At 41.6% G+C, this 15,141-nt stretch carries 19 protein-coding genes; 10 read left to right on the plus strand and 9 right to left on the minus strand.

The genetic code is table 11. From position 1 onward, the window contains the following. On the plus strand, positions 1 to 257 hold a 257-nt coding region (locus D469_RS0113465; RefSeq protein ID WP_018923921.1), incomplete at its 5' end, for an IS3 family transposase. Between the two features lie 177 nt (positions 258 to 434). On the opposite strand, the gene D469_RS0113470 is transcribed toward D469_RS0113465, so the two are convergent. Continuing rightward, on the minus strand, positions 435 to 1,436 hold the full coding sequence (locus tag D469_RS0113470) for an LLM class flavin-dependent oxidoreductase (protein WP_018923922.1): 1,002 nt from the start codon (positions 1,434 to 1,436) through the stop codon (positions 435 to 437). A gap of 143 nt (positions 1,437 to 1,579) precedes the next feature. Here D469_RS0113470 and D469_RS0113475 point away from each other — a divergent pair, with 143 nt between their 5' ends. After that, the gene (locus tag D469_RS0113475) at positions 1,580 to 1,816 is read left to right on the plus strand and encodes a hypothetical protein (protein WP_018923923.1); all 237 of its coding nucleotides are present in this window, start codon (positions 1,580 to 1,582) and stop codon (positions 1,814 to 1,816) included. Between the two features lie 123 nt (positions 1,817 to 1,939). On the opposite strand, the gene D469_RS0113480 is transcribed toward D469_RS0113475, so the two are convergent. Continuing rightward, complete coding sequence (locus D469_RS0113480; RefSeq protein ID WP_018923924.1) at positions 1,940 to 2,740, minus strand: SDR family NAD(P)-dependent oxidoreductase; 801 nt, start codon at positions 2,738 to 2,740, stop codon at positions 1,940 to 1,942. Between the two features lie 150 nt (positions 2,741 to 2,890). Between D469_RS0113480 and D469_RS0113485 the strand changes: the two genes are divergently transcribed. The 8 genes from D469_RS0113485 to D469_RS0113520 all read left to right on the plus strand — a co-directional run bounded on the left by D469_RS0113485 (position 2,891) and on the right by D469_RS0113520 (position 10,184). Next, entirely contained in the window at positions 2,891 to 3,967 is a 1,077-nt protein-coding gene (locus D469_RS0113485) for an ethanolamine utilization protein EutH (protein ID WP_018923925.1), read from the plus strand. A 173-nt stretch (positions 3,968 to 4,140) separates the two neighbouring features. After that, positions 4,141 to 4,287, plus strand: coding sequence for a hypothetical protein (locus tag D469_RS22130; RefSeq protein WP_018923926.1), 147 nt, complete (start codon positions 4,141 to 4,143; stop codon positions 4,285 to 4,287). A 395-nt stretch (positions 4,288 to 4,682) separates the two neighbouring features. After that, complete coding sequence (locus tag D469_RS0113495; protein ID WP_018923927.1) at positions 4,683 to 5,483, plus strand: hypothetical protein; 801 nt, start codon at positions 4,683 to 4,685, stop codon at positions 5,481 to 5,483. A 221-nt stretch (positions 5,484 to 5,704) separates the two neighbouring features. Then, on the plus strand, positions 5,705 to 6,226 hold the full coding sequence (locus tag D469_RS21260; protein WP_018923928.1) for a hypothetical protein: 522 nt from the start codon (positions 5,705 to 5,707) through the stop codon (positions 6,224 to 6,226). A 524-nt stretch (positions 6,227 to 6,750) separates the two neighbouring features. Then, positions 6,751 to 6,921, plus strand: coding sequence for a hypothetical protein (locus tag D469_RS22135; protein ID WP_018923929.1), 171 nt, complete (start codon positions 6,751 to 6,753; stop codon positions 6,919 to 6,921). Between the two features lie 108 nt (positions 6,922 to 7,029). After that, entirely contained in the window at positions 7,030 to 7,899 is an 870-nt protein-coding gene (locus tag D469_RS0113510) for a hypothetical protein (RefSeq protein WP_018923930.1), read from the plus strand. A 751-nt stretch (positions 7,900 to 8,650) separates the two neighbouring features. Beyond that, on the plus strand, positions 8,651 to 8,806 hold the full coding sequence (locus tag D469_RS22140; RefSeq protein ID WP_018923931.1) for a hypothetical protein: 156 nt from the start codon (positions 8,651 to 8,653) through the stop codon (positions 8,804 to 8,806). 328 nt (positions 8,807 to 9,134) lie between these two features. Then, entirely contained in the window at positions 9,135 to 10,184 is a 1,050-nt protein-coding gene (locus D469_RS0113520; RefSeq protein ID WP_018923932.1) for a tetraprenyl-beta-curcumene synthase family protein, read from the plus strand. A gap of 441 nt (positions 10,185 to 10,625) precedes the next feature. On the opposite strand, the gene D469_RS0113525 is transcribed toward D469_RS0113520, so the two are convergent. The 7 genes from D469_RS0113525 to D469_RS0113555 form a co-directional block, all read right to left on the minus strand. Continuing rightward, a complete protein-coding gene (locus D469_RS0113525) occupies positions 10,626 to 11,324 on the minus strand; it encodes a cytochrome c biogenesis CcdA family protein (protein WP_018923933.1) in 699 nt (232 codons plus the stop codon). 256 nt (positions 11,325 to 11,580) lie between these two features. Next, positions 11,581 to 12,006, minus strand: coding sequence for a PH domain-containing protein (locus D469_RS0113530; RefSeq protein WP_018923934.1), 426 nt, complete (start codon positions 12,004 to 12,006; stop codon positions 11,581 to 11,583). 186 nt (positions 12,007 to 12,192) lie between these two features. After that, a complete protein-coding gene (locus D469_RS0113535; protein WP_018923935.1) occupies positions 12,193 to 12,606 on the minus strand; it encodes a GNAT family N-acetyltransferase in 414 nt (137 codons plus the stop codon). A gap of 216 nt (positions 12,607 to 12,822) precedes the next feature. Beyond that, a complete protein-coding gene (locus tag D469_RS0113540) occupies positions 12,823 to 13,158 on the minus strand; it encodes a PTS lactose/cellobiose transporter subunit IIA (protein ID WP_026286243.1) in 336 nt (111 codons plus the stop codon). Positions 13,159 to 13,168: 10 nt separating this feature from the next. Continuing rightward, positions 13,169 to 14,485: a PTS sugar transporter subunit IIC gene (locus D469_RS0113545; protein WP_018923937.1), complete on the minus strand. Its 1,317-nt coding sequence runs from the start codon at positions 14,483 to 14,485 to the stop codon at positions 13,169 to 13,171. A gap of 25 nt (positions 14,486 to 14,510) precedes the next feature. After that, entirely contained in the window at positions 14,511 to 14,828 is a 318-nt protein-coding gene (locus D469_RS0113550) for a PTS sugar transporter subunit IIB (protein ID WP_018923938.1), read from the minus strand. A 23-nt stretch (positions 14,829 to 14,851) separates the two neighbouring features. Beyond that, positions 14,852 to 15,103, minus strand: coding sequence for a hypothetical protein (locus tag D469_RS0113555; RefSeq protein ID WP_018923939.1), 252 nt, complete (start codon positions 15,101 to 15,103; stop codon positions 14,852 to 14,854). Positions 15,104 to 15,141: the final 38 nt, after the last annotated feature.

Genomic DNA, 15,141 nt, shown 5'->3' on the forward strand with positions numbered 1-15,141 from the left:
ATAAACAAATTGAAGACACATTACACACCTTCGGTATAGAACGTTCTTTAAGTCATAAAGGAACTCCCTATGACAATGCTGTAGCTGAAGCTACATTTAAAACCATTAAAACAGAATTCGTACATAATCAAACGTTCCCTAACCAACAAGAACTTGACCTCCAATTGTTTGATTATGTTCATTGGTTTAATCACATTCGTTTACACAGCTCATTAGGTTATCAGTCTCCCATGGAATTTAAAAAAGCAACTTTATAAATGTGTCCAGTTTGGTGTTGACATACCACGGAGACGCGGCACTCAAGAGGAGCGACGCCACAACAGAAAGGAGTGACACTGCACTCAAGAGGCACGACGCGGCACTCCTTTGATCCTTTCAACCATGCACCTCTGTTTCCATCCCATGTTAAACCTCCCCCTCCCCCCGGTTACCATCTAGTCGTCGTTTAATCCAAAGGCCTCCGCGAGCAATTGGTAGGAACGGATACGAGCTTCAAACCCGGCTATATTGGTAATGACCAAAAAATCATCGGTCGCGTACCGTTCGCTTAGCTTAAGCAATTCTGCTTTTACTTCCTCCGCCGTTCCGACTACCATGCGTCTGCGGTTTTGCTCGATTTTTTCCTGATCCTCCGGCTTGATTTCTGTACGGTGCACGTCTTCTAGGGAGGGGATTTTCGTGTTTCCTTTTTCCACCCCGAGCAGCCAATGGTCCAGGGTAGTGGCCAGTTCCTCTGCCCGTTCACTTGACTCGGCACAAACGACGAAAACACAAACGGTGACGCTCGGCTCTTCCTGTTGGGAGGAAGGTATGAACTGGTCCCGATAAGCAGTCAACGTTTCTTGCCAGCGGTCCGGTGAAATGAAATGGCCGAAAACAAGCCCCAGTCCGTTCGCTGCCGCCACTTGGGCGCTTGGCTTGGATAAAGCAAGAATGGAAAGAGGCGGAGCTTCCGCGAAACGAGGAGAAGTTTTCACGGTGCGAAACGAGTGCTGGCGGGGCAACTCATCACGCAAGAATCCGTACAGGTCTGTTACTTGCTGAGGAAACGCCTCAAGATTATTTTCAGCGTCATTGGTGAGTGCACGCCTTGTTCGTTCACTACCACCCGGAGAGCGGCCGACGCCAAGCTCAATTCGGCCCGGGAATAGCGCTTCAAGCAGCTTAAAGTCTTCAGCTACTTTAAAGGGGGAGTATTGTGGCAGCAGCACGCCCCCGGAACCGACTTTTATGGAAGTTGTAGCGGAGGCTAAGCGAGGAATCATAATTTCAGGAGAAGTGCTTAACAGGCCATTTGTGTTATGATGTTCAGCTAACCAATAGCGCCGATAGCCAAGACGTTCGGCTTCTTTTGCGAGCTGGATTGTATGTGTGAACGTCTCATCAACGGAAGAGCCGCGTGGGAGCGGGATTTGATCTAGAATCCCTATATTCATAACAGTCACCTCATTTCTTTCTCTTCATAAAGTGTCTCATATTCCTTTCTAATGCGCAGATGATTTGTTTGTTTGATTTCAAAATACTGGATGTACATGTTAACATATAGTTAAGATAAGTTTTGCTAGAAAGGATGCAAACGATGTTTATCTTTCCAGAATGGAAGAATGTGAGGTTTGTTAAATTAGCCTTTCATTTTGTGTTGTTTACGATGATATTCACTTTTATGGTCGAATTCGGTTCTGATTTAACCACGTGGTTGCTTGGCTATCACTTGGAAAGCAGCGGCACCATTATCATGATGCTTTCGCTCGTCTGGCTCCTCTATGCGATGCAGCGGCCCGGATATCAGAAAGAAGAGACAGGGACATATTCATAAGGAAAAGAAAAAGCTGACTTCTCACCTGTGATGTGAGTCAGCTTTTTCTTATGTCAAATTGGCTCCTCCCGTTGCATAGTTACCTATTTTGATTTAAACGATCGTTTAAAACTCTGAAAACAGTTAGCGCATAACAGCGCCTCCGGAGATTTTCATCGATTCTCCGACGATGTTTTCGGCAGCTGTCGTTAGTAAAAAGAGAATGCTAGTTGCGACTTCTTCGGCGGTGGTGATGCGTCCGGAAGGGAGGTTGTCTTCGACTAGCTTCACTTGCTCGTCATATGAGCGCCCGGCTTTCTCCGCTTTTCGTTCTAGGATGTCTCGAGCCATTTCAGTATTTACAAAGCCTGGACAAACCGCGTTTACACGGATGTTATGTTCAATTGCTTCTAGCGCAAAGGATTGTGTGAAGCCGATCAAAGCAAATTTAGAAGCGCTGTAAGCTGTATTGCCGTAAGTGCCGCGCAAGCCAGATAGCGAGGAGACATTTACGATTGAACCGGTTTTTCGCTCTTTCATGGAACGATAGACCAACTGGGTTAGTAATACGGTGGCGGTATAATTTAGTTCCATTACGTGCCGCAAGTCTTCAGCTTGCACGTTTTCCACAATATCACCGCCGGTAATTCCGGCTGAATTGACGAGGCCAGTGATTGGTCCTGCTTCGTTTTCGGCAGCCTCCACTAGCATTTCCCGGCTTTCATCTTTCCTGATATCTGCAGGGCAAACAAAAACGTTAGCCTTGTCGTTCGTTTCAATACATGCTGCCTTTAATTGCTGAAGTTTTTCTTCATTTCGGCCTGTTACGGTACAAGTGGCGCCAAGCTCCACTGCCTTTTGGGCCGTAACATAGCCAATGCCGCCGGTAGCACCGGTAATCAGAATATGTTCATTTTCTAGGGCCTTACTATTGAAGATAGTCATTGTTTTTACCTCCTGTTTCCCTGATGGTTACCTTTCCAGGTTTACCCGTCCTGCTTGCCTTCTAACCTATCTCTAAAGAAGATGGACGGTTCATCCCTTTGCTACTTTCGCCAGGTGACAATTTTCTTCCTTCTGGCGTACACTAAATCTATGAATATCAATGACCTTATTTTACTTATACTTACCGTTATACTTGCCATAAGTGCTATAGATTACATCATCGGCTCGAAGTTCGGCCTGGGGAAAAAATTTCAGGAAGCGTTTCAAATGATGGGGTCGCTCGCTTTAATTATTGTTGGGATTATGACGATTGCCCCGCTGCTTGCTGAAGGTGTGTACTGGTTTAGTAGCCCCGTTTATCAAGCAGTTGGCATTGATCCGGCGGCGCTGATTAATACGATATTGGCATTGGATATGGGCGGGCATGCCTTGGCAATGGAAGTCGGCGAAAGTGAAGCAGCTGCGGTCTTTGCCTGGGTGTTTATCGGTACGATGTACGGACCGACGATTACGTTTACCGTGCCCATCGCATTTGGTATGCTCTCGAAAGAAGATAGACCGTATTTCACGAAAGGAATTTTACTCGGCCTGGTTTGTGCGCCGCTTGGCTGTTTAGCTGGAGGGCTGACAGCAGGACTGCCGCTTGAGCTGATGCTTCTCAATTTAGTGCCGGCGCTTTTCTTTTCCTGCCTGACTGTATTTGGGCTCACCTTTTTTCACCTAAGGACCCTTTACGTATTTACGACTATAGGGCAAGTCGTTACAAGCCTTGCCGTCATCGGGATTGTACTGCTTGCATTCGATACCTTGCTGCCGTTCACACTGGTTGCTGGCCTGACTCCGCTTGCCGAAAGCATGTCCATTATCGGGCAAATTGTGCTAGTACTTGCTGGAGCGCTACCGCTCGTTCATTTGTTAAGCCGGTTGCTCGAACGGCCGCTGGCACGCTTCGGCAACATCATATCAATCAATGGTAAAGCAAGCGCTGGCTTAATGGCCTCACTTGCTCATACTATACCAGCGTTTTCTCTTTTTCCAGAGATGAATCCGCGTGGAAAAACAGTGGTGGCTGCATTTTGCGTAAGCGGCGCCTTTGTGTTTGGTGGGCATTTGGGGTTTGTTGCCGGAGTGGATGCCAGTTACGTATTTGCGATGATAGTGGGGAAACTAACAGGTGGCGTGTGTGCTATACTGCTTGCAGTTTTCTTCAGCAAAGAAGGGAAGTAAAATATTGAGAAAACAAGATGGGGCAAGGGAGCCCCATCCACCGTTGAAGTAGAGTTGTACGACCACCTTTACTCATCTTACAAAGGTCTACTTCGTCCAGCAGCACGTGACGCACATACTGGATCTAAAAAACGGTTAAGCTTTTCTTTCTAAAAAAGAGAAATGAAGGTGAAATGGAAGAGGGCACCGTAGATCTGCTGGCGCTGGAACTGGAGATGGCCGAGGTGATGAGCCGGCTTCAGGGTACGGCTGGCGAGGAGAAAGACCGGTTGGAAAGGTTTGAAGAGTTAGTGAAGGTAAAGCAGAAGCATAAACGTTAGCTTCAACAGCAAAACCCCCGGGGAATTCGGGGGCTTTTGCATGGGCTGAACAATTCGCAGCCTCCTGCCTAGTAATAAGGAAGAGACCTTTATTAATGGATAGTCCCCGCTCTTCTCCTCTGTCTATGCAGGCTTCAAGCAGCTCAAGCAGAGGGAATATAAAGTTAACCAGACTTATTAACTAACAGGGGTCCCACTATTTAAGTGAAAACAGGTGGTTTGGCGAATGTTACGGGCCATATTTAGGAGATATGATAGGGATTGGACCAGAAACAAATGAAGTTTGAAAAGCAATATTTGAAAGAAATCAGCTATATCAATAGTTTACCATTTTTTGTCGAATGTACGTTTGATATAATGGAAATATGTTGAAGTAATTCCAAGGGGGTACATACATGAAAAAAACCTTCATGACCGGAATGTTTGCGATTTCATTGTTACTTGCAGCTTGTGACACAGAGGAAGCTAATGATCAAGAAGCTCAAGCAAAACCTATGAATAGCAATGACAAATCCAACGTTGAAGATTCTGTGTTTACAGAACAAGAACAAGAAATTGGGCAAACATTAGCTTCTTTTGAATTACCGCAGGAAGGTCGTTTATCTCATGAAGAAGCTGTAGAACAATTTCCAGGAGGGGAAGGTTTTGAACCTCAACCCGATGAGATCGCTTTTGACAACTTCTTTCGCTTTGAGGAAGATACAAATAAAGCAGTACGAATTAGACGTGTTAATTATGAAGGTCTTGGATATGAAAAACCAGCTGATCCGTATGGAACGCAAGCTTTAGGGTTATTCATGTCTACTGTTGAGCATGTTTCTGAAATCATGACCAATGTTCATGGAGAACAAGGCGGCTCATTTGAAGATCTTACAGAAGAAGATCATGAATTATTACAAATTGAAGATGAAGATAAATTAATAAGTAGAGAGGCTAGAAAGCCTGTACAAGCAAAGGGATGGCCTGCGCTTGAAGGAAACCATGGGGCTGTTGATTACTATTTCGGTAGGATAGATCCGTATCTTACGGATTATGAAGAAATTCATGAATGGACGCAGGAAACACGCCAATATTTTAAAGAGATGAAGGATCTTGGCCAAGATAACTATGAAGATGCCTATGAAGTTCTTCTAGATGGTAAAGAAAAGGTTGATGATATGGTTAAAGTGATTGATCATTACGTTGATGAAAAATAACACATAAGGCCGTTCTTTATACCATGACCTTGATATTCATGGATGACGCCATATTTGGTGTTACTTATTATGGAGAGGGAAACTCAATTGATTTTGTAGAGTAAGAAGGCAGCGATTTATCTGCTGCCTTCTTTCTTTGTTTAATTATAATATTAAGGCTGTTTGTACAATGATTTCCAGTAATGATAGGAATAATTTATACACTGTCTGGGGGAATGTTCATGAAGAAAATAATAGCTCTTACATCTATGTTAATACTTAGTTTAGGTATTGGTTTAGGTTTATATATAACCAATTTGGTTTTAGGAGAAGACCCAGGAGCTTCAGAAGGTAACGAACAAGAACAAGAAGAAGAGAAAGCAACTCAAGAAGCTGAAACAAATGTAAATGAATTTATAGAAGAAAGACACGAACGATGGAATGAACTTGTTCTACATGGGCATATTAATGTATTTCATACTGGTTTAGTTAGGGGATTAGAAGATAACATTGAAAAAGCTCGATCTTACTATGAAGAAATAGGCAGTGAGGATTTACAAAAAGACCTTAAAAACATTATAAATCATAAAGAAAAATTAAATAGTAATGATTTAGATGAAGAAGAAGAACAAGATATAGCAAAAAAACTCCATCGCCTTTATCATGATCTAGATATTCACAGAAATGGTTATTCAGATCATACGATCTATGGAGTTACTCATTATGAAGATGATGATATTGAGGTTGATGATGAATATGAGTAAAGAGTCAGCAGAGTAATCTGATGCATGACCAGAAGATAATGAAACAATACATTTAGTACCATTGAGACATACATTGAGAACTTAAACCGGAAACGTTTATTTGATAGCATTTAAGATCCACACATGGGTATTTATGTAGGTTTATTACAGTAGATCGTAGAAATTATGGAACCATCAGAATGTGTAAGAATATAAGGTACTGAGTAGATAATAATGAGGTTGTTTTTACTACTCCTGCTAGACTTCTAAACTAGGAACGATTTATATATAGGTCTATTATTTATAAACTTTCCAGAAAATCCTTTATTTGTTAGTATAATAATGGTTCTAATCATGCAGGTTATAGATATCTATCAAACGTAACAGAGGCTCAAAGTAATATTATAAGTGAAGTCTTATCTGTAAGTGGTGGTACGGATTACACATAGTAGTGGTTCTATTACCTATTGGGGAGCTACTTTTCACCGATACATTGGAAACATGATCCGGGTTTATGGGGAGGTTCATAAGGAAAGGAGATAAACATGATAGAAACGGTAAAAGACGGAGGTAAACTCCTTTTGTTTTTCGGTTTACTTGCAGGAGTATTTCTATTATCTATTTATCTATTTCAGGAATTTACCTACTTTCTTCAAGATTATTCACGGCATTGCGGAATCGCTGCAGACCCGCCATGGTATTGTCTTCCGTGGTAGTAAGTGATAAATAGCCTCTTATTTTTCCTCTACAGAAAATATAAGCATGGTAATAGTTAAAATGAATGAAGTTTATTTTTGAATAATGCGGCAAAAGGAGAGTCTTACATGAAAAAGATTTTGATTCTTTTTTCATTTCTTTCAAGTTTATTAATTTTATCAGCATGTAATGAAGGAAATGAACAAAGTGCAAATAGCAATGAAGTTAATGCTAAAGAGGTAGGGTCAGAAGCACAAGTTAACTCTAGTAATCTTCAAATACGGAATCAGGAAAAATTTGAAGAAGACGCTGCTAATAATTTCATGGAAAAAGATGAACGTATTGCAGAAACTTTAGCTGAATTTGAATTACCAGAAGAAGGGCGCATATCTCACGAAGAGGCAAAAGAAAAGTTTGACCATCGTCCATATCTTCTAGACAGTAATAGTATTGCTTTTAATAATGCCTTAGTATTTAATAAAGAAACGAAATTGTCAGAGAATTATATTGATGTAATAACTGCGGGAACGGGGATTAACTCTTCTGATCATCCTTATAATGAACAAGGTGGACTTTATGAGACACAGGTATTAGGTGCGTTTATAACAAGCGTAAAATCACTGTCTGAATATAGAAGCACTGTATCTGGAGAACTTGGTGAGTCGCTTGAAAAGTTAACAGAAGAAGAGGAAGAATTGCTAAACATTGAACCAGGGTCAGAGGAATTGAGAGTTAGCAATGAAGGAGAACAACCATCTGTAAAAGGTTGGAGATCGATTGAAATGAATATTGCCCAGGCTCAAACATATTTAGGTGAAGTTCAGGAGCACTCCGATGAATATGAAGATATACAAGAGTGGACGGAAGAGACAGTGAAGTATTTTAATGAAGCAGAGGAATTAGGATATGAAAACGTTGAAAAAGCATATGAAAAAACACGAGTAGGCATGAAGAGAATTGATGATATGAAAGAAAAGATTGAAAATAACGTTTTATAGAATGAATGAACCGTGCCTTCCGAGGTTACGGTTTTTGTTTTCAAACTCCTGAACATTATGTCTGCCAGCTATAAAATTCATACAGAAAGTGGAAAAATAGAGGGTGACTCCATTCAGTTGTTCGTTTTCAAACTTATAACGATAGTAGCTTAATGAAACATCATTAAAACGAGTTTAGAGTTGCCGACAGAAAATAAGAAGAAAAAGCGTCGGAAGCACATGCCATAAAACTTTAACATGGGACATGCTGCGCCCGTAATAAAATTTTTATCTTGAGCAATTATGCTCTTAATCCTTTCATAAGTCACATCATGGTTTAGACGTTGATGGTATTGGACAGATCTTTACTAAAGCGTTTGATTCAAATTTTACAGACGAAGAGTGTTTGCCTGTGGCCAAAAAAATATGGAAAAAAACCAAACAGCTATAATCAATTTCATCATGACGTTTTAGGAGCAATAAAACGAATACGATCTATTTACTTTTTATTTACTATACGGAATTTCAAAAGTGACTGAAACGTAAGACGGCGACTCCCAGAGGAGAAAGCGCAGTCTGAATATCCACTTTTTCGCATGGTTACATCGAAAAAGGTAGCTGAAGACAAGCCCTCGGGAAAGCGTCCGTCTAAAGTGAAGGTCATATTCATTATTCGGATTTGAGTATCTTATTTTGAATGATGAAATTGATTCAGATAAAGTAATTTTTTCTTAAATTAAAGGGGAGTTAGTTCTAAAGAGGGGGAGCATTTGTGATTTATATTCTGCTATCATTTGTTACTATTGGATTGGTTGTTTGGGGGATATATGATTCAAAAAAGAAAAATGAAGTAAAACTTGAACAAATTAAATTAGAGCGAGAAAAAATAGCCTTAGCACAAAAGCGTTTAGAAAGGGAAAATAAATAATTTAAAACAAATTCTTCAACTAACGGGTGCGTAGTTTAATATGGGAAGAAAATATGAGTGAAAACGCACAGCTCTAATTTATGGGCGTTTTTGTAGGTTACTTGTATTGTTAATTCTTTTATGGTTGGAAGGCTAAATATTCTGCTATTTCAGTTGAGAATGAACGTTTTCCCTCCCAAAACTGAATCTATTAGGGGAAAACATGTGTGTGTGTTTTTTTTACAAAAAAAGTTCCAATATTTAGAATTTTAACCTATATTAGTATATAGCATGTACAACTAAGAGGTGCATACACTATTTAAAAATAATCTAAGTGAGGCGATCTATTATGAAGTTGCCTACGAAGCCGTGGACCTTGTTATATCAAATTTATCGGCAGGTACTGCCTCAAGTTCGAACGGAGCTTGCCGCATGGGAAAAGATCGCGACGCAAATTCCGGATGAAGAATTGCGCAATCAGGCCCTGGCCAGTTTGAAAGACAAACGGTTTCATTGTGAAGGGGGAGCGGTATATGGCTTGTTAGCTAGGAATAAGCAAAAAGATATCATTCGTTTTATTGTAGCGTACCAAACGATTAGTGATTACTTAGATAATTTATGTGACCGCAGTACTTCGTTAAGCGAACAAGATTTTAGGCGGCTCCATGAATCTCTTCTACATGCCCTTGACCCTGAGGTGGAGCCGGGCAATTATTATGCATTTAGAGAGGAACAAGAAGATGGGTACTTATGTTCTTTAGTTACGACTTGTCAGGAGGTCTTGCGGAATTGTCCGGGTTTTTTGAACGCACAGCCATATATGCAGCAGTTGGCAGGGTATTATTGTGACTTGCAAGTTTATAAGCATGTGGCTGAGGATAAACGGGAAGCCCTGCTTGAAAGTTGGTTTGCTCGGGTAGAACAGGAAGTGCCGCAGATGAGCTGGTACGAGTTTTCGGCGTGCGCTGGTTCAACCCTTGGTGTGTTTTGCTTGGCAGCTTATGCAGCAGAGGATGGGAGGAGCGGGACCGATTTTGAGCAGGTGAAAGAAGGGTATTTCCCGTGGCTTCAGGGTCTTCACATTATGCTGGATTATTTTATTGACCAAGAAGAAGATCGCATCGAAGGCGACTTGAATTTCGTTTCTTATTATCAATCGGAAGAAGAAATGACGGAACGGATGCGTTATATTAAAGAACAAGCAGACCGCCATGTGTTAGCCTTGCCGGATGCTTCCTTTCATCGCATGATAAATAAAGGGCTACTCGCGATTTATTTGGCAGACGAGAAAGTCCAGGCCGACCCAAAAGTCAAACGTCAAGCTAGACAGTTTATCCGATTTGGTGGCATGCCAACTGTATTCTTTTACATGAACATGTGGATGTATCGCGGTGCGTAAACGAAAAAGGTAGGTACAATGACGTGGTCTAAGCAGTGGAAAGATAGAAAGAGTAGACCCTTTTCGTTAAAAAGACCAGCCGCAACAGAGCGGCTGGTTTCTTATGACACCGTAAGAATGTACAAATAGTTGAAGGGAACGGTATACGTGCAACGAAGGTTCAGCCACGCCGTAGGCTGGGCTTTGGCAAGTTTTCTTTATAAGTCAGTCGGTAATTGAATGTATAGCTCCCGGCTACACATTCTTCCGTCTTGATCTATATTGTTGTTCGATTTTTTGTGGAAGCACCTTTGTAACGGATACTGTTCCGCTATCCCCACGCAACCGGGGCTTTGCCTCTTCTTTTCGTGATGTCCGCTATTGTTTGAAAAACGCTGAAAACAGCAGTGAAATGGAAAAAGGACCGTTTGCTCATTGAACTCCATAACCTACGTGATGGAATTAACCTAAGTTAAACGGTAGTTGGTTGCTCCAAATATTGAGGTAATACATCAAGTCAAAGAAGACCATGAAGCCAATGATGATGATAAACACACCGCCGATCTTCATTAGAAGACCGGAGTATTTTGTTATCACTGACACTTTACCGAGCGCAAAGCCCATTGCGATAAACGGGAGCGCAAAACCAACGGAGTATGAAGTGACGTTTATAAACGTTTGCTCAGGCTGGGCAGCACTTTGCATCATGATTGCGCCAAAGATTGGTCCGATACAAGGGGTCCAGCCGGCCCCAAAAATGAGACCGATAAGCAGGGTGTTGAAGGCACCGGTTTTTTTCGGCGTGTAATTCAGTTTTTTACTGCTCATCAGCAGGCTCGGCTTTATTATTCCAGTTAAGAAAAGTCCAACTAGAATAAGGAAAATTCCACCCAGCTGTTGGATTAACCCTTGATAACTGTAGAAAATGTTTCCAATCGCCCCTGCTGAGAAACCGAGAATATAGTAAATCACAGAAAAGCCTAAACAAAAGAGAATCGAATGCTTAAGTGTCACCGGCCATAAGCTTTTGTTTGTTTTAAGTTCGTTCACCGACACCCCTGTAATGTAGGAAATAAACGAAGGGTACAAGGGGAGGGTGCATGGCGATAGAAACGCCAGCATGCCGGCTCCGAACGCGAGTAAAATAGTAACTTCGGTCATACTTTACGAACCGCCTTTTTATATTTCACATATGTTCTTGCTGAAAGTGTAACATGCCACGGCAAAAAAAGGATTGAGGAATTCGTGAACAATCCGTTTATTACAATGATATGAAAGAAGAGCTAATCGAAGGACAAACAAATTTAACATTGAAGCTTTTCGAACTTACAGCCCACGAAAATATTTGGGTAATGCTACTATCATACCATAAATGACTGGCGTGATGCTTTTGCAATCCATAAGGTATACAGGGTAGTTACGTTTCTTTATGCTGGTGAGGATATTCGACCTGAATGCCGGCTTGGTCCATTTGCATAAAAAAGTCAGTTTCAGGCTTTGGTTTTGAATATAAGCAATATTCACTGGTGGTAGTAATTTTAAGCCGTGTAAATGTCCAGGCATAAGCGTTAATAAGGTTGTTCGTATAATTAACCTGTCTGATCTCTTGTAAGGGAATCGTTTTTTTATACCAACCATAACGAATGACTAACATCTCGTCGGTAAGAATGAAATAGGATGTAAACAGAGCATATAATAGCATACTACCGAAAACAGCAAGGGTAATGCTGATAAGAAGCGTTAAGAAAGAAAAGCCTTCATCAACCAATATAAACCCAGCCAGGAATAGAAACAAATAGGGAAGGATAACAAGAAAAGGGTTCTTTTGGGTGTTAAATTTCACTCGTTTCTCCTCCTCCCTTAGGTTGCCCGTGTAATTATGTACGGAAGCAAAGGGAATTTGTTTCACTTCAAGCTTGTATAGTAACATATTAATCAATGCCGGGGGTTTTATGCAAAAGAAAGATACTCAAAAGAGTTAGCTTTAAAAGAAGAGATTTTTATACAGGGGAGGTAGATGATAAATACCTTAGGCTTTTAAGTTTACAAAAGCGACTAAATCGCCTTGGTCACAAGAAGAGAAGTCTTGCTTTTCGTAAAAGGCGCGTACACTCGGGTCTTCTTCAGTAAGCAATACGTTTTGCCGGACGTGGGCATAGCGCTGAAGCAGGCGCTGAACTAATTCCGAACCGATGCCTTGATGTTGATAGCTTTTTAAAACGAGAAGATCCTGGATATAGAGAATGGTAAGCCCATCGCCGACGGCACGAATCAGACCGACTAGTCGGTTCTCCTCCCAGGCGGTAAGCACGGCCAGCGAAAGGTCAATCGCATTCATTAATAGGTCCAAATCTTCTGTATATGCAGCCCAGTTAGCGTCTTCATATAACGCAAAAACCTGATCAGGTGGAAGCGGTGCATCCCACTTAAATTCAGTTGCCATTCTATGTACCTCCAACTTATCTTATCTTATAAAGGATAGAATACCGCAATGAAAGGTAACTCGTCCACCTTTTGCCTAGAGTGACCGTAAAGTTGTTGGTGGCGAGGAAGTGTAGGAGCAACCAGAGTATCTGAATGAACGTCTGGGGTTTTCTTTCATTTTTGGCGCATGCCACAAAACGGCCCGCTCTCATGATGCAAGAGCGGGCCGTTGTTATCATTCCACTGCTTCTAATCGTGCTTCAATAGCTTGTGTTTTTTTAAGTTGAACAATTAAGCGTTTAATAAGCGCAAGTTCTGCTTGAGCTGTCATGAGGTGATCCTGGGCATGAATCATAAAGAAGCTTGGGACTGTACCGTCATTTTCGTTTTGTATTAGCTCAGTCTGATATTTGTGTCCTTTGAGAAATTCATCGTTGGCTTCCTCTAGCTTACTTTCTGCTTCTTCAAACTTATATTCTTCAGCCTCATCTAATGCTTCATATGCAGCACCACGAGCATTCCCCCCATGCAGGATCAGCTGCATCATTGTTTCTTCATAATTCATAGAAATCCCTCTCTTGTTACGTAATCTGTGATTCTGCGCTCTCTTCAGATTCTTCTTCACGTTCCTGCTTGGCAAGTTGCTTTTCATATTGCTTAAAGAATGGATAGTAAATGAGGGTAGCGACAATGACATTACCAATTTGTACGAGCCCCGCTAAGAGTGAACCGCCAGTAGCTAAAAATCCACCAAAGAAAATCGGCAACGTAAATGGTGGTTGAACAACGACTGGAGGTAAGATCCCAGATGCAAACAGGAAGTAATTTGAAGTTACAATTACGACCGGAGCAATAACAAATGGAATAAAAAGTATTGGATTTAGCACGATCGGCAAGCCGAAAATTAACGGTTCATTAATGTTAAACAAAGAAGGAATAATCGCTGTTCGGCCGACCTGTTTGATCTGCACTGAAATCGAAAACATTGCAAAGATGGCTAACCCTAACGTGACCCCAGAACCTCCAATGTGTGTAAACATGTGGAAAAAAGGTTCTGTTACAATTCCATCCGCCTGCTCCCCGGCGTTAACAGCTTCCGCGTTAGCCACAAGCTGACTCGTCCAGAAGGGATAGACTACTGAGGAAACCACGTTCATCCCGTGAATTCCCATTCCCCACAGCACCATCATAATTAAAATCATGCCGAGCGCTGCCCAGTATGTGTTGGATGCAGCTACAAGCGGTTGGAAAATTTGCAGAACACCTTCCGGAATGGTTACGCCTGTATTGGCATATATAATCCAGGCTAAAATCCAAACAAGCGGTAATAGGATTAAAAATGGCAACAAGGCACGAAAGGTTCGCATAACATAAGGTGGCACGCCGGCAGGCATTTCTACCGTCACACCTTTATTAATTAAAAAGCGCATCGCTTCCGTCACGAGAATTCCCAATATGATTGCGACGAAGAGTCCTTGCCCTCCGAGGTTCTCTAAAATTTCTCCGAAAGCTACTTCTTCAATATCAACGACTGGAAATGTTGTCATGAAAAAAGCAAGCATTGATAAGATACCGGCCATAACAGCATCGATTTCCCGACGCTGCCCCAAACTATATCCGATACCAAAAGCCACCATCAATGCCATCAGGCCAAAGGTTAAATGATGGGGGAACAACAGTTGTGCTTGTATTGGCTCTACGGCGTTCACCCATGCATCAATAATTCCCCAATTTAATGTGTCCGGTGGATTCGCTACGATAAGAAATAAGGAGCCAGTTATAATAACCGGCAGCGCAAAGATAACGAACGCATCACGAATGGATTGTAAGTAAATGTTTTGCGCGATTTTACTCAAAGGACCCATTAAATGGTCCTCGAGCCATTGCACAGCATTCATAGAAATCTCTCCTATTAGCTTTGAATTATTGTTTCAACTTAAGGACTTGGTCGAGGACTTTGTCACCATCCATCAAGGCGAATGCACGCTGGTCCACAAGTTCAATCGGAATGTTGTATTCATCGGCTACCTTCGTCATTTCTTTACGTAGATGCCTGACTTGGGGCTCTAGCAAAGCGACATTGTATTGCGCGGCTTTTTCTTTAAACTCTCCTGTGCCACCCGCATAGGCTTCCAGGTTGACTTCGCGCTTCTTAGCAGCCTCCTGAACTTTTTGAGCAAGCTGGCTGGAAGTTGCTCCCCAGCTGCATAGAATGACAAGTTTAATTGGTTCGTTTGACATTCGTTCATCTCTCCTTTTATGAGTTAGTTTCTACCTTTATTGGCAGTGGCTTGAGCTTTCTTTGCTAAGATTTCTTTTGCTTGTTTGTCTACATGCCGGTAATGCTTCATGAGCCAGTTGGAAAACCAGGCTGTAGCAAATAATACGAGTGTGAATCCAGCGCCAATGGCTAGAATCAAATAAGCAGATGGCTGATTCGTTAGTATTGAATAAAGACCATAGCCAAGCCAAATTACTGCAAACGCTAAAGCATACCATATAGGTACACGTGTCATAGTCATCCCTCCTTTTTAAATGAATAAATATTGAATAA

It is taken from the genome of Salsuginibacillus kocurii DSM 18087 (assembly GCF_000377705.1).
Taxonomy (GTDB): Bacteria; Bacillota; Bacilli; order Bacillales; family Marinococcaceae; genus Salsuginibacillus; species Salsuginibacillus kocurii.

What these genes read in the sequence shown, in the direction of transcription:
- D469_RS0113470 (WP_018923922.1), bottom strand. Translation starts at nt 1,436, where the DNA reads ATGAATATAGGGATTCTAGATCAAATCCCGCTCCCACGCGGCTCTTCC.
- D469_RS0113475 (WP_018923923.1), top strand. Translation starts at nt 1,580, where the DNA reads ATGTTTATCTTTCCAGAATGGAAGAATGTGAGGTTTGTTAAATTAGCC.
- D469_RS0113480 (WP_018923924.1), bottom strand. Translation starts at nt 2,740, where the DNA reads ATGACTATCTTCAATAGTAAGGCCCTAGAAAATGAACATATTCTGATT.
- D469_RS0113485 (WP_018923925.1), top strand. Translation starts at nt 2,891, where the DNA reads ATGAATATCAATGACCTTATTTTACTTATACTTACCGTTATACTTGCC.
- D469_RS22130 (WP_018923926.1), top strand. Translation starts at nt 4,141, where the DNA reads ATGGAAGAGGGCACCGTAGATCTGCTGGCGCTGGAACTGGAGATGGCC.
- D469_RS0113495 (WP_018923927.1), top strand. Translation starts at nt 4,683, where the DNA reads ATGAAAAAAACCTTCATGACCGGAATGTTTGCGATTTCATTGTTACTT.
- D469_RS21260 (WP_018923928.1), top strand. Translation starts at nt 5,705, where the DNA reads ATGAAGAAAATAATAGCTCTTACATCTATGTTAATACTTAGTTTAGGT.
- D469_RS22135 (WP_018923929.1), top strand. Translation starts at nt 6,751, where the DNA reads ATGATAGAAACGGTAAAAGACGGAGGTAAACTCCTTTTGTTTTTCGGT.
- D469_RS0113510 (WP_018923930.1), top strand. Translation starts at nt 7,030, where the DNA reads ATGAAAAAGATTTTGATTCTTTTTTCATTTCTTTCAAGTTTATTAATT.
- D469_RS0113520 (WP_018923932.1), top strand. Translation starts at nt 9,135, where the DNA reads ATGAAGTTGCCTACGAAGCCGTGGACCTTGTTATATCAAATTTATCGG.
- D469_RS0113525 (WP_018923933.1), bottom strand. Translation starts at nt 11,324, where the DNA reads ATGACCGAAGTTACTATTTTACTCGCGTTCGGAGCCGGCATGCTGGCG.
- D469_RS0113535 (WP_018923935.1), bottom strand. Translation starts at nt 12,606, where the DNA reads ATGGCAACTGAATTTAAGTGGGATGCACCGCTTCCACCTGATCAGGTT.
- D469_RS0113545 (WP_018923937.1), bottom strand. Translation starts at nt 14,485, where the DNA reads ATGAATGCTGTGCAATGGCTCGAGGACCATTTAATGGGTCCTTTGAGT.
- D469_RS0113550 (WP_018923938.1), bottom strand. Translation starts at nt 14,828, where the DNA reads ATGTCAAACGAACCAATTAAACTTGTCATTCTATGCAGCTGGGGAGCA.
- D469_RS0113555 (WP_018923939.1), bottom strand. Translation starts at nt 15,103, where the DNA reads ATGACACGTGTACCTATATGGTATGCTTTAGCGTTTGCAGTAATTTGG.